The 18987-nt window shown below is 40.2% G+C and carries 15 protein-coding genes; 12 read left to right on the top strand and 3 right to left on the bottom strand.

Annotated features, from left to right (window positions below; all coding sequences use genetic code 11):
- The first annotated feature begins 463 nt into the window (after nucleotides 1-463).
- Nucleotides 464-5254, top strand: a complete 4791-nt coding sequence (locus F6K54_RS21510; protein ID WP_293081674.1) for a ShlB/FhaC/HecB family hemolysin secretion/activation protein — start codon at nucleotides 464-466, stop codon at nucleotides 5252-5254.
- Here F6K54_RS21510 and F6K54_RS21505 read toward each other — a convergent pair.
- Nucleotides 5142-6086: a hypothetical protein gene (locus tag F6K54_RS21505; protein WP_293081671.1), complete on the bottom strand. Its 945-nt coding sequence runs from the start codon at nucleotides 6084-6086 to the stop codon at nucleotides 5142-5144. The two genes, F6K54_RS21510 and F6K54_RS21505, sit on opposite strands and share 113 nt — an antisense overlap.
- A 284-nt stretch (nucleotides 6087-6370) precedes the next feature.
- Between F6K54_RS21505 and F6K54_RS43070 the strand changes: the two genes are divergently transcribed.
- The 3 genes from F6K54_RS43070 (at nucleotide 6371) to F6K54_RS21490 (ending at nucleotide 7320) form a co-directional block, all read left to right on the top strand.
- A complete protein-coding gene (locus F6K54_RS43070) occupies nucleotides 6371-6562 on the top strand; it encodes a CopG family transcriptional regulator (RefSeq protein WP_366558188.1) in 192 nt (63 codons plus the stop codon).
- A gap of 378 nt (nucleotides 6563-6940) precedes the next feature.
- On the top strand, nucleotides 6941-7141 hold the full coding sequence (locus tag F6K54_RS21495) for a hypothetical protein (protein ID WP_293081665.1): 201 nt from the start codon (nucleotides 6941-6943) through the stop codon (nucleotides 7139-7141).
- Nucleotides 7141-7320, top strand: a complete 180-nt coding sequence (locus F6K54_RS21490) for a hypothetical protein (protein WP_293081663.1) — start codon at nucleotides 7141-7143, stop codon at nucleotides 7318-7320. The genes F6K54_RS21495 and F6K54_RS21490 overlap by 1 nt, the downstream gene beginning before the upstream one ends.
- A 53-nt stretch (nucleotides 7321-7373) precedes the next feature.
- Here the strand turns inward: F6K54_RS21490 and F6K54_RS21485 are convergent, their stop codons facing one another.
- On the bottom strand, nucleotides 7374-7547 hold the full coding sequence (locus F6K54_RS21485; RefSeq protein WP_293081660.1) for a hypothetical protein: 174 nt from the start codon (nucleotides 7545-7547) through the stop codon (nucleotides 7374-7376).
- 240 nt (nucleotides 7548-7787) lie between these two features.
- Between F6K54_RS21485 and F6K54_RS43065 the strand changes: the two genes are divergently transcribed.
- The 8 genes from F6K54_RS43065 to F6K54_RS21450 all read left to right on the top strand — a co-directional run bounded on the left by F6K54_RS43065 (nucleotide 7788) and on the right by F6K54_RS21450 (nucleotide 17953).
- Nucleotides 7788-8015 (top strand): ribbon-helix-helix domain-containing protein, encoded by a 228-nt coding sequence (locus F6K54_RS43065; protein ID WP_124142920.1) that lies wholly within the window; start codon nucleotides 7788-7790, stop codon nucleotides 8013-8015.
- Nucleotides 7988-8170, top strand: coding sequence for a hypothetical protein (locus tag F6K54_RS43060; RefSeq protein WP_124142919.1), 183 nt, complete (start codon nucleotides 7988-7990; stop codon nucleotides 8168-8170). Before F6K54_RS43065 ends, F6K54_RS43060 begins: the two co-directional genes overlap by 28 nt.
- A 152-nt stretch (nucleotides 8171-8322) precedes the next feature.
- Nucleotides 8323-10908, top strand: a complete 2586-nt coding sequence (locus F6K54_RS21475; RefSeq protein WP_293081655.1) for a CHAT domain-containing protein — start codon at nucleotides 8323-8325, stop codon at nucleotides 10906-10908.
- A gap of 179 nt (nucleotides 10909-11087) precedes the next feature.
- The gene (locus tag F6K54_RS21470; RefSeq protein WP_293081653.1) at nucleotides 11088-12068 is read left to right on the top strand and encodes a caspase family protein; all 981 of its coding nucleotides are present in this window, start codon (nucleotides 11088-11090) and stop codon (nucleotides 12066-12068) included.
- A 19-nt stretch (nucleotides 12069-12087) separates the two neighbouring features.
- On the top strand, nucleotides 12088-13146 hold the full coding sequence (locus F6K54_RS21465) for a hypothetical protein (protein ID WP_293081651.1): 1059 nt from the start codon (nucleotides 12088-12090) through the stop codon (nucleotides 13144-13146).
- Nucleotides 13143-14135, top strand: a complete 993-nt coding sequence (locus F6K54_RS21460) for a MoxR family ATPase (RefSeq protein WP_293081649.1) — start codon at nucleotides 13143-13145, stop codon at nucleotides 14133-14135. Before F6K54_RS21465 ends, F6K54_RS21460 begins: the two co-directional genes overlap by 4 nt.
- Nucleotides 14111-16831, top strand: a complete 2721-nt coding sequence (locus F6K54_RS21455) for a hypothetical protein (protein WP_293081647.1) — start codon at nucleotides 14111-14113, stop codon at nucleotides 16829-16831. The genes F6K54_RS21460 and F6K54_RS21455 overlap by 25 nt, the downstream gene beginning before the upstream one ends.
- Before the next feature lie 618 nt (nucleotides 16832-17449).
- Entirely contained in the window at nucleotides 17450-17953 is a 504-nt protein-coding gene (locus F6K54_RS21450; RefSeq protein ID WP_293081644.1) for a heme-binding protein, read from the top strand.
- A 394-nt stretch (nucleotides 17954-18347) separates the two neighbouring features.
- Here F6K54_RS21450 and F6K54_RS21445 read toward each other — a convergent pair whose 3' ends face one another.
- Nucleotides 18348-18764: a secondary thiamine-phosphate synthase enzyme YjbQ gene (locus tag F6K54_RS21445; RefSeq protein ID WP_293081641.1), complete on the bottom strand. Its 417-nt coding sequence runs from the start codon at nucleotides 18762-18764 to the stop codon at nucleotides 18348-18350.
- Between the last annotated feature and the right edge of the window lie 223 nt (nucleotides 18765-18987).

Genomic DNA, 18987 nt, shown 5'->3' with positions numbered 1-18987 from the left:
GAAATTAGGTGAACTCGAATCCATTGTAGATGGTATACAGAAACAAGCCCAAGCTAACCCTGGGAGTGGTAGCGGTAGCGGTGGCGGAGGAACAGGTGGAGGAACACCTTTCCCTTAACTAAAAAGTTAGTCAACAGTATCAATAATAGTCATCTCCAAAAAGAAAAAATAAAATCAATTATTGTACAGAAATTATTAGTTCTTTCCCCCTATCTACAACTCCCTACTCCCTCTTTTGGAGGAGATGTCTAATACCTAATCAAACACTTTCTTAATACCTAAAAGTATATTGCAGGTTTATAAGGTACAGTAATAAGAGTTGGTAAACCAGTTTTTTAATGCTGGGAATCGATCAAATCAGGTACTGTACTCTATTTACCTGTAATCTGCTGTTTTTAGTATTGAAAGTGATATGAAAATGCTATCATTGAATAAATTTTCAATCTTTACTATTTTTTCACTAATGTATTTGACATTAGGGTATGGGGGACTTTGCATATCGCCAGCCATTGCTCAACTGCAACCAGATAGCACCTTGGGAGAAGAAAAATCAGTCGTTACCCCCAATATCAATATCAAAGGAATAGAGAGCGATCGCATAGACGGTGGTACCCAAAGAGGAGCCAACCTATTTCACAGTTTTCAAGAATTCAATATTCAACAGGGACGAGGAGTTTACTTTACCAACCCCGATGGAGTTGCAAATATTCTGACTCGTATCACAGGAAATAACATCTCTAATATATTAGGAACTTTGGGGGTACTCGGAAATGCCAATCTATTTTTCATCAACCCCAACGGCATAATTTTTGGACCAGATGCCAAATTAGACATTGGGGGTTCCTTTTATGGAGCTACCGCCAATAGCATCTTATTTGCAAATGGATTTGAATTTGCCACTTCAGACCCCCAAGCTCCTCCGTTACTAACAGTTAACGTTCCCATTGGGTTGAGATTGCCAGAAAATCCAGGAAATATTCAGGTAGAGGGAAAAGGTCATAATTTGAGCTTCGATCCGAATACCTTTTCTTACATCAGAGAAAACCGAAATGCAGGATTGCAAGTTGCACCAAGTCAAACGTTAGCTCTAATTGGAGGAGATATATTCTTGAGAGGGGGAAACCTCACTTCAGAAGGGGGGAGAATTGAACTAGGAAGCGTTCAGGGTGGTGTGGTAGGAATCACTAATTCTGCCAGCGCTCTCAACTATGAAGAAATACCTGTATTTGGCATCATTCAACTATCTCAAGCCAGCTCTTTGGACGTGAGTGGAGAGGGAGCGGGAAATTTTCAAATTCAAAGTAGGCATTTTGAAATCCGAGATGGTTCAAGAATTTTAGCAAATACTTTGGCAGGGGAAGATGGGGACACATCAACTATTAGAGCCTCTGAGTTAATTGAAATACTAGGAACAACTCCTGACAGTGAAATTTTTAGTGGTATTACGGTAGAGGTAGCTGAAGGAGGAACAGGTAAAGGCGGAAATTTAATAATGGAGACAAAAAACTTACGTCTAAGAGAAAGAGGTGAGATAAGTGTTAGTACATTAGGTGAGGGAACAGGAGGGGATTTAACTATCTCTGCTACTGATGTAGAACTGGTAGGAGGTCCTGCTGATTTATTTGCTCGGAATCGGAACACGACGATTATCAGCGGTATCGTAAAGTTGGGAGGGGAGGGAAATGCAGGAAATATCAGAATCCAGACAGAAAGTTTACGGGTACTTGATGGAGCGCAGATCTCTAGTACCACTTTTGGTCAGGGAAAAGGAGGAAATTTAACTATCTCTGCCACCGATATAGAATTAATTGGTACTTCTGATGATTTTCCCAGTGGTTTGTTTGCTTTAGTAGTGCCACCGGAATTGGCAGTAAAGGGAGCAATGAAATTGGAAAAAATGGGGAATGGAGGTAGTGTGAGGGTTGAGACAGAAAATTTACGGCTTCAAGATGGAGCAGAAATCAGCAGTAGCACTTTTGGTCAGGGAAATGCAGGGAATTTAATTATCTCTGCTAAAAACATAGAAATTATTGGTGCTGAGACTTCTGCTAGTAGCTTAATTAGTGTAGTAGCGAAGCCAGAAGCAGAAGGAAATGGAGGAAATTTAAAGCTTGAGACAGAAAATCTACTGATACGAGATGGAGGGCAGATCAGTACTTTGACTAGAGGTCAGGGAAATGCAGGGAATTTAACTATCTCTGCTAAAAATATAGAACTTACGGGAACAACTGCTGATGAGCGATTTCCTAGTGCTTTGTTTAGCTCAGTAGCAACACCAGAAGCAAAAGGCAATGGAGGAATTATTAGACTAGAAGCAGAAACTTTACGACTACAAGATGGAGCACAGATCGCAACTGGTACTAGAAGTCAAGGAGATGGAGGAGATTTAATTATCTCTGCTAAAAATATAGAACTCATTGGCACAGGAACAACTGCTGAGGGTGAAGAGTTTCCTAGTGGTTTGTTTAGTTCAGTAGCAAGAGTAGAGGCAAAAGGCAATGCAGGAACTATGATCCTAGAAACAGAAACTTTACGAATACAAGATGGAGCTAAGATAGGTGTAGATACTTTTGGTCAAGGAGATGGAGGAGATTTAACTATCTCTGCCACTGATATAACACTAATAGGAACTTCTGCTGATGATAGACGACTCAGTGAAATCACAGCCTCAGTACAAGAAGAAGCAATAGGTGATGGAGGAAACATAACACTCAACACAACAAACCTACAAATCCAAAACGGAGCCCGAATAACAGCTAGCACCTCCGGTCAAGGAAACGCAGGAGATATAACCATTTCAGCTAAAAACCTAGAAATAATAGGAACTTCTGCTGGGCAGACTCCTAGTAGATTAACCGCAGAAGCAACAGATAAAGGAACAGGAGCAGGAGGAACATTAATTATCAACACCGAAAATTTCAAGATTCGGGATGAAGCCGAAATCACAGTCAGCTCCCAAACCCAAAAACCAGCAGGCAACCTAGAAATCAACAGCAACAACATCCTCGTCGAAAACCAAGGCAGTCTCAACGCCGAAACCACAGCAGGCCAAGGCAGCATCATCATCAACAACAACAAAGACTTCATCCTCCGCAACAACAGCAACATCACCACCAACGCCACCGGAGCAGCCACCGGAGGCAACATAGAAATCAACACCGAAAACCTAGTCGCCCTAGAAAATAGCGACATCTCCGCCAACGCTCAAGCAGCCTTCGGCGGTCGCATCAACATCACTGCAGCAGGCATATTCGGCACAGAATTTCGCCCCCAACAAACAAATAATAGTGACATCACTGCCACCTCAGAACTTGGAGCATCATTCAGTGGGGAAGTCAACCTCAACACCCCAGAAGTAGACCCCAGTGACGGACTCGTACAATTTGACGACACTATCGAAGACATCTCAGCTCTGATAGACCAAAACCCATGTCAACGAGGAGAAGGCAGTGAATTCACTATTACAGGTCAGGGAGGTTTACCTCCTAGTCCCAGAGATTTTCTCACTCCCCATAACATATCCCAAGAAGAAACTCCTGCTACCCCTGAAAACATTGTCATCCCATCAGAACCAGAATTTATCGAAGCTCAAGGATGGGAATCTACACCAAACGGTATCCAACTCATCGTCAACCCAAATACTGTCATACCTGTTCGCCCCTGGTTAACTCCTCCCAACTGCGAAAAAATAAATTCTCAACAACTTCAACCCTATTTACTTGCCAGCACTACAGACATAATTCCATCTTCTAATTCTCAATCTCTACAAGTAACCATTCAACAATTCAACTTTCAAGGTAATACAAAATTTAGCAACCAAGAACTACAACAACAACTCACACCATACCTCAACAAACCCATCGCCTTCGACCAACTGATAGCAGCTCGCACTGCCATTACAGAATATTACACCAAAAATAACTACATCACATCAGGTGCTTTTATCCCTCCGCAAACCGTTACTGAAAACGGAGTAGTTACTATCCAAGTAGTAGAAGGAAAAATTGATGAAATTGACATTAAGATAGAAGGCAGATTAAATGAAAATTATATCAAAAGTCGCTTAGAAAAAGCAACAATAGCTCCCATTAATCAAGACAAACTGCTATCAGCCTTACAATTATTACAACTCGATCCATTAATTGACAATATCTCAGCGGAACTCTCAGCAGGAGTTAGACCAGATACAAGTGTATTAGAAGTGGAAGTCGTCACCGCTAACCCCTGGCGAATAGCAGCCATCAGTAATAACGGCAGAGTACCAAGTGTCGGAACTTTTCGGCGAGGAATAGAAGTAGGTCATGGCAACCTCACAGGTATGGGTGACAGCTTCAATACTCTCTATACCAACACCGACGGCAGCGATCTAGTAGAATTATCTTATGCAATTCCTGTAAATTCTCGCAATGGTCGCATAGAAATGTTTTACCGCTATCAGGATAATGAAGTAATAGAATCACCTTTTGAAAGGCTGGATATTCAGTCAAATTCTCGCACCTACAAATTAGCTTTTCGTCAACCAATAATACAAACACCAAGGCAAGAATTTAGTGTGGGGGTAAGTGCAACAAGGCGAGATAGTCAAACATCAGTTTTAGGAGAAAACTTTCCATTATCAGCAGGTGCTAATGATGATGGTGAGACTAAACTATCAATATTGCAATTTTTCCAAGATTATCAATTACGAGGAGATAATCAGGTTTTGGCGCTGAATTCCCAGTTTAATATTGGGTTGGGAATATTGGATGCGACGGTGAATAGTGATGAACCAGATAGTCGGTTTTTTTATTGGCGTGGTCAGGGACAATGGGTGCGTGAGTTAGCAACAGATACTTTATTAGTAGTGGGAGCAGATGTGCAGTTATCGCCATCAGAGTTGGTGCCATTAGAAAGGTTTGGTTTAGGAGGATACAGGAGTGTTAGGGGTTATCGTCAAGATACTCGTTTGACTGATAATGGGGCCTTGGGTACGGTGGAATTGCGATTGCCTGTGCCATGGATATCAGGGGAGAATAGGTTATTTCAGGTAGTGCCATTTATTGATGGTGGGGTGGCCTGGAATAGTTATGGCGAGGAGGTGTCGGGGACTAATGCTTTGGCAGCAGTAGGGGTGGGGTTGCAGGTTAAGTTATGGAATAAGATTAATATGCGGTTGGATTATGGAATTCCGTTGATTGATGTGGACTCTCGCGATCGTACTGCTCAGGAGGATGGGTTTTATTTTTCTGTTTCTTCTTCCCCTTTTTCGTTCTAGCAAATGTGGAATTGTCTGCGGTTGTTTGATAATTAGGTTCTTTTGTCAAACGCTCCTGGACTAAGTCCTGTAAATCTTTTTCCCAAGCTTTAATCTCAGGTGTTTTTGACGTAAGACCTTTTTCATTGTTTTTAGATTCTGGCTCGTCTACTGTTTCTGTCTCTGGATCAGACTCTGGTTTTGGGTGCAAATAATTTCCCACAATCTCTTCAAGTAATTTTTCTGGCTTGACTCCCTGTCGTTTGGCCTGAGCTTTTAATTTGTCCCAGACATCTCTGGGTAGTTTTGCTGTGGCTAAGGGATGTGGAGTTTCCCCAGTAATAGTAGTTTCTATGTAATTTGCTGTAATGGGTTTAGATTGATCCTTTGCTTTATCTAGCACGTCCTGCCAACAGCTCGTAGTTTTATCAACTTCCTCGCTGACTTGACTGACAGAATTGGCTAATCTTGTAGCTTGAGATACGTTGTCTGGCAATTCGGTAAATCCTTCCAGCATCAATGACCAAGATATTTGAGCAGCTTTAATGACTCGTTTGACGTAATAGACCGATTTTTTCAAACCTTTTACGCAATATTGCTTAAAGGTCTTAAACCCTAAATTTTGATAAAGTTTGTAAATCTGAAAAGCTCTCAAGGCCATGCCCTCTTTGATATAGGCATATCTATCGGCCAGCATATCTATTTCCAGAGAGGCGATCGCATCATCGCCATTTTTCCAGGTTTCGTGCCAAAACAAATCGCAAAATTTATCTAGATGGCCATCTGCCCATTGAGGAAGTTCTGGGTCATTAAAAGGTATCTCGAATCCGTGGTTGTATAAGTTTCCAATCATAAGTAAGAAAGTAAGAAAAAGTTAAGGTTAGTAAATAAGGGATGAAGCAAGGATATCTAACCCCATCCCGAAAGATATCCATTAGATAGTCACTGAGAACAAGTGTGCTTATATCACTTAAGCACTAGGTTTTAACTGTTTGAACTGCTCCGTTGGGCGTCACCTCCTCAAAATACTACACGTTTATTATTTATTTTTTTATAGTAGTATCATTAAATTGAAGTGTCAATAGATTTAGATAAAATAAATTTACAAGTTTATTATGGAAAAGAGAAAAACTTACAATGCCAAGGAAGCCTATACATGGAGAGAGCAAAGGGAGAATAACTTTAACTTTGACTCCAACGACAAAAGCACGCTTAAAACAGATTTCTCAAGCTTTAGGGATGAGTCAAAGCGAACTAATAGAAAACTGGGTAAAACAAGCTATGTTGCAGTCTCAAAAGCAGTTATTGGGGGAATTCTTGACCGCTTAAGGGATCTAGAGAGCAAGCATTTAAAGTATGTAGAGGCTCATGGCGAAAGACTAGAAAAGCGGTTGGCGGAAAATAATGTCCATAAATCCGAGATTGATCGGGACATGCAATATCTAGAAGTTTTATTAGTTCAACTCCTTGAGGGTGCAGAACTAGAGAATTTTCAATCAGAAGAAGAATAAATCCAAGGAGCCGATCGCAGCAATGTGGTCGGTATTTTTTCATGCCAAAAATTCTACTTGAACTACTCCGTTGGGCGTCACCTCCTGGGAATTATTTCTGTATGAATATAATTTCATAATAACTTCTGTATACAATAGTTGTCAAGAGTTTAGTTAGAATCTTTTTATACAGAAACAATGAATACTTTAAAAGGACATGGCAAGACATCCAATTCATGGAGTGAGAAAAGAACGAATCAACTTGACGATAACGCCAGAATCTCGGCGAAGGTTGAAACAGATAGCAGAAGCTTTGAACACCAGTCAAGGAGAATTACTAGAGAAGTGGATAAAAGCATGGGACAAACTGGAATCCGTTGAATTATTGGGGGAATACTTGGCCTGTTCCGGGAAGTAATGCACGAAGCTTTGAGTTACATAGACGATCATGGCGAAAGATTAGAAAAAAGACTAACAGATCATAAAAATAAGAAAGCTAGTTTTTTAGAAAAGTCAGCAGCACTAGAAAAGGAAATCAGCCGCCTATTGGAACAGGTCGAAAAGCTTCCAGAAGAAGCAGCAACAGAAGAAGAATAAATCCAGAGAGCCGATCGCAGCAATGTGGTCGGTATTTTTTCAAGCCAAAAATTTTACACGACTAATACGCCCAACTCGCCACAGGTCAACACCAAGGCAAAATCTTTCAACTCAGATAATATAATCCCCAACTTCACCGAAAAATTTGGGTCTGAAGCTTCCTCTTTTAATTCGTATAAATCAGTTACAGCACTTTTCAGATTGATAAACCATATCGCTACAACCAAAACCCCGTTAGGGCGTTAGCGGAGCTTGGCGTTAGCCAATGCCATTCGCCTCTACTGTGGTCTACCCAAATGAAAATCACTGTAAGTTTTAGGTTTTAACTGTTTGAACTGCTTTGTTGGGCATCACCTCCTGGAAATTAAATCCGGATTGTATTGTTTATTATTTTAAGTGTCCGGATGGAATAAGTCAAGTGGTTCAGATAAAATTTTTCTATCCGTATACAATGGCTAACAAAACAAATGGCGAGACATCCAAATTACGACGAGAAGAAAACAAGCTTGGAAATAAGCTTGACTCCCAAGGCAAAAACAAGGTTGGGACAGATGGCGAAAGCGTTGGGCCTGAGTCGGAGCGAACTAATAGAACAGTGGGTAAGGCAAGAATCTTCACCGGGGGGGAATGCGAAACTCTTGGGAAAATTCTTGAACAACTTCAAGAGTTGCAACGTGAACATATTAAATATATAGAAGCTCATGGAGACAGATTAGTACAAGGACTTCAGGAAAATAACGAATATAAGTCAAAAGTCTTGGGGAAGATGGGTGCTTTAGAAGAAGAGGTAGTCAGGATTTTGAGTGGAGAAGCAGAACTTCTAGTAAGCGACAAAACAGAAGAAGAATAAACCCAGGGAGCCGATCACAGCAATGTGGTCGGTATTTTTTCATCGACATAAATTAGAGAAGTGCTATACCGTGAATATTGGTGTAATAATTGTGGCCATTATTGGCCTCGTAAAAATACTGTAGAGATTCTTTTTGAGGAAATTTAACCAAAATGCAGAATCTATTCAAAAAAATTTATCAATTTATTCCTAATAAAATTAGACTAAATATCGGGATGTTAAAGTGGATAGCGATCGCTCTATTTGGTTTTTGTCTCAGTCTGGGAATTAATTTTTTATCTCCTATTTTAGCACAATCTTCTCCTTCTAGTTTAATTAATCAAGGAGTCCAATTTTTACAGCAGGGAAGGGCGGAAGCTGCATTGGAAGTTTGGCAACAAGCAGAAGTTATTTATCGAAAAAATAACGATCGTATTGGTGCAATTAGAAGTCAAGTTAATCAAGCTCAAGCATTAACAAGTCTGGGATTTTATAGACGTTCCTGTGATACTGTGCTACAAGCATTTGGCAATGATTTACAATGTGAACGCTTGACGGAAAGTGACCTAAAAAATGTTTTGCCGAGATTTAATACATCAAATAATAATCTAAATTTTCAAGGTCTACAAAGTTTGGGAAATGGATTGCGTGTATTGGGTAAATTGGCTGTATCTCAAAGGGTTTTAGAAGCTAGTTTTCCATTAGTAAATTCTCAAAATATTGAAGGTCGATTATTGCTAAATTTAGGAAATACAATTCTTTCTCAAGCTCAAGGAATTGCTAATTTTAGGCTCAGAGGAAAAGCAGAAAGACAAGCGATTATCCAAGGCTTATCTTATTATGAAAAAGCAGTGATTATTTCTGATGAAGAATTAATTAAAATTCAGGCAACTATTAATCATCTTAGTCTCTTACTTGAATTAGACAGGCAATGGCAGAAGAGTTATGGTGATAGTTGGCTGCAACCTCATGTACAATTTCAGATTGATACTTTACCTCAAATTATTCAAACTTTAAATAAAATTAATCCCTCTCCTCATTCAATTCAAGCAACAATTAAATTAGCAGAAAGTTTGATAAATTTTGAACAAATAAATGCTAAATCAAATTTAGCTCAAATACAGAATAATTTTGCCGAATTAACTTTACCAAATACTATTAATGAACAATTCCTCAATCAAGCAATTCAACAATCAAAAATCATCCATAATTATCATTTAGAAGCTTATGCAATTGGAATTAAAGGAAAATTGCATCAAAACATTGGAAAACTAGAAAATGCACTGAATTTGACAAATCAAGCCTTGGCGATCGCTCAAAAAATCTCTGCTTCAGATATTGCTTATCAACTCCAAGAACAATTGGGAGATATTTTTCTCCAACAAGGAGATTCCTCAGAAGCACTTTTGGCTTATAAATCTGCTTTTAATACCCTGCAAATTTTACGACGCAACTTGGTAGCTTTAAATAGAGATATTCAGTTTGATTTTCGGGCAAATATTGAACCTTTATACAGAAAACTTGTAGCACTATTACTTCAGCCTGAAATTAATTCAAATCAACCAAAGTTGTCCTATATAAAAGCAGCTCAGAAGGTAATTGAATCTCTACAATTAGCAGAATTAGATAATTTTTTCCAAAATGCTTGTGTTAATGCTGAGGATATTAATATAGATAAAATTGATAAAAATTCAGCGGTTATTTATCCAATATTATTAGATAATCAATTAAGTGTGATTCTCAAATTGCCGGGAACTGACAATTTTCGTTATGCTTCAGTGAGCAATAAAAACTTTGCTGCACAATTTAAGGAAAACTTATTTAATCTGAGAATTTACATTTCAACTCTAACAGGAAGCAGCAAAGTTAAGTTGCCATCTAATCAACTTTATCAGTGGTTAATCAAACCCTTTGAAGCAGATTTGGAAGTAGATTTAGAACGCGATAAAAGTCAAATCAAAACCCTAGTTTTTGTCTTAGATGGGTTACTCAGAAATATTCCCATGTCTGTATTATATGATAGCGATCGCGAACGTTATCTCGTGGAAAGATATGCAATTGCAGTAGTACCGGGTTTGCAATTAGTCAAACCCAAACCCTTATTAAAGGAGCAGCTACGAGTATTAACTGCCGGAACAAGTCAAAAAGCACCTAGTTATGAATTGGAGGGTTTTAGTTCCCTACCCAATATTCAACAGGAACTAGAAGCTATTGAAAAAACTGTACCAAAATCTGAAAAATTAGCAGATGAAAAATTCACGAAAACTAACATTCAAGCTCAGATTAATTCTGAACCTTTTAACATCATCCATATTGCAACTCACGGACAATTTAGTTCTAATCCAGATGATACCTTCATTTTAGGCTGGAACGAACGTATTAATGTTCGAGATTTAGATCTACTACTTCAGACTAGGAATTTGACACCATCGGAGGGAGCGATCGAATTATTAATTTTAAGTGCTTGTCAGACGGCAGTGGGAGATACGCGAGCAGCATTAGGTTTGGCCGGAGTTTCCATTCGGGCAGGGGCTCGTAGTGTTCTAGGGAGTTTATGGAACGTTAATGATGGCTCTACAGCAGAATTCATGAAACAGTTTTATCAACAATTATTGCAGTCTGGTAGTTCACAACTCAGAAAAGCGGAAGCACTGCGTCAAGTTCAGATGAGATTTATCAAAGGAGAAATAGAATTAAATGCAGATTACGATCAACCCTATTATTGGTCATCATTTATTCTTGTTGGTAATTGGTTGTAGTTGGTAAGGAAGAAGGAAGAAGGAAGAAGGAAGAGGGAAGAGGGAAGAGGAAAGAGGGAAGAGGGAAGAGGGAAGAAGGAAGAGATCAGTAGGAATCTCCACGCCTTCAGGCCGGAGAGGATGTCAAATCAGTTATAATATTATCAAAGCCAGTATAAATGTTGATATAAAGGATAACTATGTCCCAAATTTTCAAACAAGGATACGCTGTTGTTGTCGGAGTGGGTGCTGATTTGCCAGTCACGGTTGATGATGCTACTGCTGTTGCAAATCTCTTGCGTGATTCATCTCGTTGCGCCTATCCTACTGAGCAAGTGCGTTTACTAACAGAAGAAAATGCAAACCGTACCAATGTTCTATGTGCTTTGAGTTGGTTAGCTAAAACCACGGGAGAGGATGATACAGCGATCGCTTATTTCTCTGGCCATGGAATTGAAACACCGGATTATTATTTGATGCCTTACGGTTATAATCTGGGAGATTTGGAGGGTACAGCGATTCGTGGTGAAACCTTCACCGAGCATCTGCGAGCTATTAAAGCTAAGAAATTATTGGTACTTCTAGATTGCTGTCATGCTGGCGGACAAGCAGAAGCTAAGGGAGTGGTTAAATCACCTTTGCCACCAGAGGCGATCGCTCAGTTGGGCAGCAGTAGTGGTAGGGTTATACTTGCTTCTTCAAGAAAAGATGAAGTTTCTTGGACGGGAAAACCATACAGTGTCTTTACAACAGCGTTGCTGGAAGCTTTAGCTGGTTATGGTGCTTCTGAAAAAGACGGCTATGCTCGTGTGTTGGATATTGCTATGTGGGTAGGACGTAAAGTCCCAGAACGTACAAGTGATAAACAGCATCCTATTATCAAGGTTAGTAATTTAGAAGATAACTTTGTTTTAGCTTGGTATGCTGGAGGGGAGAAAAGTGTGCGTCCGTTGCCAAAATGGGCAACTAATGTTCCATCTATTACACCAGGGTTAGATGCTGAACAGGTGGCTACCTGGCGACAGATGTTGGCCAACTATCGTGAAAATCTTCTGCTGGTTGAAGAACGGATGACTGAATTTGTTGAGTTTACTGATATTCCATTAGGACTTGTTAAAAATAAACGTCGGATAGAAGCGGAAATAACTAAGTTGGAACAGAAATTGAGAGGAAACGTTTAAAAATTGGCATTGTAAGGTAATGGATGAGATTGAATCTATTGAAAAACAAATTGAAAACACTGAAAAAAATATACTTCTGATTGAGGAACGTATATCCGACTATATTCCTACAGATGTTCCACTGGGATTAATCAAGAATGAACGAGCATTAAGAGCTAGGTTAATAGGTCTCAATAAGCGTCGCGATAACTTGCAAAAAGGTCGTGATATTCCTCCTTTGCTTCTTTACCTTGTTAATCGGAGAAATCAATATGAAAAGTTTACAGAAGCATTCAAAATATTGTCCAATAACCCCGATCCTAAGCCACTTTTATGTATTATTCACGGCGATCAATTCCAATGTCATGATACCTTTCTTGAATCTCTCGTCAAGGTATCTTTGCACGAGAATATCAAGAAATATACAAATATAACTACAAAAGTTGTTAAAAAATACCACCTTGAATGGCCACCTAGAATGAAAAATATAGAAGAATTAAAAAATAAGTTAGAAGACAATTTAGAAAAAGAAGTATTTTACGATATATCAGCTTCAAAGGAGGATATAAATGAGCGTCTATCTAGTATTGGACCAGTTATAATTCACACATATTTGAACACTACTGATTGGCAGCAACATAAATCTGGAATCATTGAAAACTTCCTTGAATTTTGGCAAAATTGGCCTAAACTTAATCCCAATCAATACCTAATTATTTGTTTATTCATTAAATACCAAGTTAAACAAAATATGGGACTTTGGAAAAGGTACAAATTCTGGTCTTGTAATAGAAAAATCCAAAGAAGTATTAAAGACTTGTCTTTGTGCGGTTTTACTAAGTTTGACAGAATTATTGGAGTGGTTCTGCCGGAACTTCAAGGAATTATGCAAACAGAAGTAGAAAGCTGGGCGCGTAGCAAAAAAGTAAAGAAGTACTGGGGTAAGAAAAATATTCAATATTTAATTCATACAATCCAAGATATGTTTGACAACTGGGAGAAAGAGCAAGCATCTGATACTATGCCGATGTCTTACTTAGATCAACAATTGACTAATATTTTGAACGGAAAAGTAACTATCAAGGGGGATATTTCATGAAATTCCCATTTTACTTTGGTGACGGAAAACGGAAGCAACCCGACACACCAGTTACTCTACCTGTATCGCGACGTTCCCAATTTATGAAGCCAGAAAATTATTTGGCAGATCCGGGTCTTCGTGATGCCTGCAATGTTGCTTTGCTCTTAGGTCAACCCTTGTTACTGACTGGAGAACCTGGTACTGGCAAGACCTTGTTCGCTTATAGTCTAGCTTGGGAATTAGGTTTTGACGAACCTCTTAAGTTTGAAACTAAATCTACCAGCACTGCCCGAGATTTATTTTACAGCTATGACACCTTGAGGCAATTTCAAGATGCCCAGAATCGTATAGAAAACAGAATATCTCTGAACTATCTGACATACAATGCTTTGGGTACAGCCATCTTGTTAACTAGAGAGCAGTCGGAAATTGAGAATGTTCTTCCTCCAGATTTTGTTCATCCTGGTAAAAGACGCTCTATTGTTCTCATTGACGAAGTAGACAAGGCAACCCGCGATTTTCCTAATGATATCCTGAATGAATTGGAGCATCTGTATTTTCGAGTGCCAGAACTAGGCAATATCAAGATTGCAGCTAATCCCAAACTACAACCTATAGTCGTAATCACCAGTAATTCTGAGAAAGACTTGCCCGACGCATTTTTGCGACGTTGTGTTTACTACAATATTCCTTTTCCACAAGAAAGGCGTCTTGTGGATATTGTTACCAATAGATTAGGTTTGTACTCTGCTGGTAGCAGTGATTTTCTCCAGGATGCCCTAGAGATTTTCTTTAAGCTACGAAAGAGTGGCCTGCGCAAGAAACCGGGGACTGCTGAACTCTTGGGTTGGATGATAGCGCTCCAAGAAATTTCGGGTGGTGCAGACAACCCCCTTGTTGAGCCTAAGTTAGCTCTGCGCACCCTGAGTAGCTTGATAAAAACTACTGACGATCAAGATAAAGCTAAGGAGATAGTGAAGCAATGGATAGACAGTCGCCGAAAGTAAGCCCAGGGTGGCTACAACCAGAAAAGTTGATTGAGTTCATAGATGAGCTGCGCAGAGAACACAATTACAATATCGGCGTGTCCCAATATATTGCTGCTCAAGAACTGATACTTGCCCTGAGTGCAAAAGGAGAGCAGCTAGAGGAACCCCAGAGGTTGAGAAGCCTTCTCGGTCCCTTGCTATGCAGTTCCCCAGCAGAACAAGAGGATTTCCAGCGACGGTTTGACCAATGGATTGAACGCATGGGTTTTGCTGTTGGGAAGGCTATTCAAGAGGACGAAAATGCTGAGGTAGTTGAACATACTCAAGAAGACAAAAATACTGAGGCAGTTGAACATATTCAAGAGGACAAGAATGCTGAGGCATTTGAACAGGAGTTGAAAAAGATTGAGAGGAAATGGCGATGGCAACGGTGGGTACTCTTGGCAATCGCGGTCTCTGTTGCTATCGTTCTCACCTATTCCCTGATCCAGCAATTGTTTCCAAGAAATACCATTACACCAACTCCAACTCCAACAAATACCGTTACACCAACTCCAACTCCAAGAAATACCATTACACCAACTCCAACTCCAAGAAATACCATTACACCAACTCCAACTCCAAGAAATACCATTACACCAACTCCAACTCCAACAAATATCGTTACACCAACTCCAACTCCAACTCCAAGAAATACCATTACACCAACTCCAACTCCAAAGGATAATGATACTGTTTTTCTTCAGGAATGGCGGACTATACTGTTATTGTTGATGCTTGTGCCCATAGTTATATTTTTAGCTTGGAGACTTTGGTGGTATTGGCGTGCAAGTCTATACCTCAAGCGTCGTGCAACCAGGCGACAGCCTGAAATTCAGCGAGTGTCTATTTCTGGCTTTGACGAGGAACTATTTCCTAGCGTTTTGTTCTTGCACATTGCTCAGGGTTTGAGGCGACGTATTCGAGTTCTATCCAATGAACTTGATGTTGACAAGACCGTAGAAAAAACCCTGCGGAGAGGAGGTTGGTTTGCGCCAGTGTACGGCTACCATAAGATTCTCCCTGAATACCTCGTTCTCATCGACAGGGCAAATTACGGCGACCACCAGGCAAGATTTGTCAAGGAAATGATTGCTCAACTCACCCACAATGAAGTCCTAATCACAAGCTACTATTTTGATAGCGACCCCCGCGTTTGTTTTCCAATGACAGGAAAAGAACCTCCTTCTAAGTTACGGGAAATTGCCTTGAAGTACAGCCAGCATCGACTGATAGTCTTCTCTAATGCGGACGGTTTTTTTAGTTCCCTTACTGGCGAACCCGAACCCTGGCTTGATTTGTTTTCGAGTTGGCCTGAGCGAGCTGTGTTGACTCCTAAACCTTCCGAACACTGGGGATATCAGGAACTGGAATTATCGCGAGAGTTTATTGTTCTACCTGCTAGGAATGATGGGTTGATTGATTTGATACGCAGCATCGAATATGGAAAATCACCTTATGTGCCTTCAGAGAAAAGCAGGGCATCTTTTCCGGAAGTGTTGAGAGTCAGAGGGCGACGCTGGATAGAGCGAGATCCACCTGAGCCATGGCTGGTGGCTGATGTCTTAGAATCTCTCCGACGTTATCTAGGGAAAGCTGGTTACTATTGGCTGAGTGCTTGTGCTGTATTTCCAGAGCTACATTGGAATCTCACAGTTTACCTGGGCAATATGCTCCAGACTGATGATGGCAGTTCCCTCCTTCAGGCTTGTCGGCTCACCGATCTAGCTCGTTTACCTTGGTTTCGATACGGTTATATGCCCGACTGGCTGCGCTCGTGGCTGATTTACGAGTTGCCCCGCCAACAGGAAGATGAGATTCGTCAACTGCTTAGAGTTTTCCTGGTGGCAAAACCGGATGATCAAGGCATCATTGGAAGACGGCAATTGGAAATTGCTCGGCAACACAGCAATCTTGTCTCCTGGTTGGCGCAACCACTTCTCCGCTTGCTTTCTAGAGAAGCCCCTATGGATAGCCCTCTGCGGGACTACATTTTTCAGGAGTTTATGGCGGGTAGTGAGGGGCTTGCAGTGCGAATGCCGGACGAGCTACGCGAACAACTCCGTCGCAAATATTCACAACAAGTAGGATGGTGGTTTTGGTTTGAGTGGGTGTTGTTAAATACTGCGGTCTCGCCTCTGGGCTTGCTTATGAGCTGGGTTGTGATTATGAATATGAGGAACGCTACGAGCGATGGTGTGCTCAATACTCTGAGTTATGGTGCTGTGGGGGCTGCCATAGAATTAGCCCAGTGGTTGGTGTTTAGAAAACGACTTTCCCAGGCCAGCTGGTGGATACTGGCAACTTTTTTGGGATCTGCTGTGGGTTTGACTGTGACTATGGTTCTGTGGGTTCCTATTAGGAATGCTATGTATGCTCTGAGTAATGCTGTTGTTGTAGCTGTTATTGGAACTGTTACTGGGGTTTTTATAGGATTACCTCAGTGGTTGGTGATCAGAACACAACTTTTCCAGACTGGCTGGTGGATACTGGCAAATGTTTTGAGTTCGGTTATGGGCTTGACTATGCTCAGTGTAGCCTCTACTGTGAACAATGTTGTAATTGTAGTTGTAAGTTTTACTGTTATTGAGGCTATATATGGAGTAATTAATGCATCCGCCTTGGTTTTGCTGCTGCGACAACCAGGCAATTCTGCCATAAACAATCAAAATTGACATACTCCCCGGCGTAAACCCATGGAGATTCTCACTTATTCAAGTCTCATTAAGGTTTGAAACCTCTCAATGGTTTTGTTGCATGAAAGTAGCGATCGAACATCCGTTCCGCGAGAGCGAGTGCTGATTTTTCCGAGGTTGATGTTGATTTATCTATTGGACAATAGTTACAACAGTTTTCGCGCTCGCTAATTTTTCCTTTGATTGATGTTGATTTATTTATTGGACAATAGTTACAGAAGTATTCGCGAACGCTGATTTTTCCTTTGATTGATTTTGATTTATCTATTGGACAATAGTTACAACAGTTCTCGCGAACACTGATTTTTCCTTTGATTGATTTTGATTTATCTATTGGACAATAGTTACAACAGTTCTCGCGAACGCTGATTTTTCCTTTGATTAATGTTTATTTATCTATTGGACAATAGTTACAGCAGTTGTCGCGAGCGCTGATTTTTCCTTTGATTAATGTTGATTTATCTATTGGACAATAGTTACAGCAGTTGTCGCGAGCGCTCTCTTTTGCGAGATTAATGTTGATTTATCTATTGGACAATAGTTACAGCAGTTGATATCTATTCTATAATGCAATAGTAAATCAACCCAAATTTTGAAATGTCTGCATCTTTACCCCAAGGTTTTCCTCAACCTACTGATACTAATGTCATCGAAGTCAAAGAATATCCCCAATATCGCGCTGTCACCTACACACATACAGGTGATTCCCGGATGGCAACCAGAGCCGCTTTCAACCCACTGTATCAACATATCAGCAGTAATCAAATTGCCATGACAACCCCTGTGGAAGCTCGTTATGTCAAGGAAGGCAAACAAACAGAAGTATCTTTTCTCTATTCAACTCCAGACATGACTCCCCAGAAAATTGATTCTCGGGTGATGGTGAGAGATACTTCACCGATGATGGTTGTGAGTATTGGAATACAGGGTGCTTACAGTTGGGAGAGCTACGAACAAAATTTGCAAAAGCTGAAAGAATGGTTGGCGCAGCACCCAGAGTATGAAGTTGTAAGTCCGCCAAGACGGTTATTGTATAATTCACCAATGACACCAGAAGATTTGAAACGGAGTGAGGTGCAGATTGAAATTAGGTTAAAGTGATACAACGGACTCCAGGTTATAGCAGAAGGCAGCTATGCTGGAGGCAGAAGGGAAAGAAATGTTCAAAGGGAGAAGGTTTTTTGGTCGCGGAGCGCGGAACGGAGTTCTATCGCTGAATTATCCGGACATGATATTACAAAGTATTTTCGTCATTGCGACCGACAGGAAAGCAATCTCAAATCCCAATTTTTCGTACTTCATGTGTAAGTCCTGAATCCGGCAACGCAGAATTTTTCCTTACCAAAAAATTGGGTTTAAAGCCTCCCCTTTTAAGGGGATAATAAATAAAAATTTTCCTTTGAGTTAATCCTCTTCTTTTCAAGGAGAGGTAATTCTAAATTCTAAATTCTAAATTCTAAATTCTTGAATTTTCCTTCTTCCTTCTGCTATAAAATTAATCTCCGCTTATATGAATTACTAAATCTCGACAATGACTACGTTGGCGATGTTCCCAAACATAAATTCCTTGCCAAGTGCCTAATACTAATCTGCCATTATTAATCGGAATTTGTTCTGAAGTATGGGTTAAAACACTGCGAATATGAGCAGGCATATCATCAGGGCCTTCAGCACTATGAATATAATGATATCCTTCTGGTACTAATTTAGAGATAAAGTTTTCCAAATCAACTAATACATCTGGATCGGCATTTTCTTGAATTATTAAACTAGCGGAAGTGTGCCGTAAAAATAGATTACATAAACCTGTTTTTACCCCTGATTTTTCTACAGCTTCTTGTACTTTAGAAGTGATTTTGGATAAAGATTTACCAGAAGTATTAATTTGGAGTAATTGTTGATAGTGAGTCATTTCAGTTATCAGTTATCAGTTATCAGTTAGGCTCCTATAGAAGCCCCGATCGTATCTTTGCAAAGGTAGGGTTTTTAGGCAAAGAAGTTAGGATATTGATATTTAATTAGGGTTTGTGTATGGAAAGTCTTTTGGTAGGGATAGGAGACAGGAGACAGGAGACAACCCACCCCTCGCCCCTCCCCCTCCCAACCCACCCCTCCCCTCCTGGGAGGGGCTAGGA

The sequence above is a fragment of the Okeania sp. SIO3B5 genome, assembly GCF_010692555.1.
Taxonomy (GTDB): domain Bacteria; phylum Cyanobacteriota; class Cyanobacteriia; order Cyanobacteriales; family Microcoleaceae; genus Okeania.
This window is presented reverse-complemented; position numbering and strand designations above follow the sequence as displayed.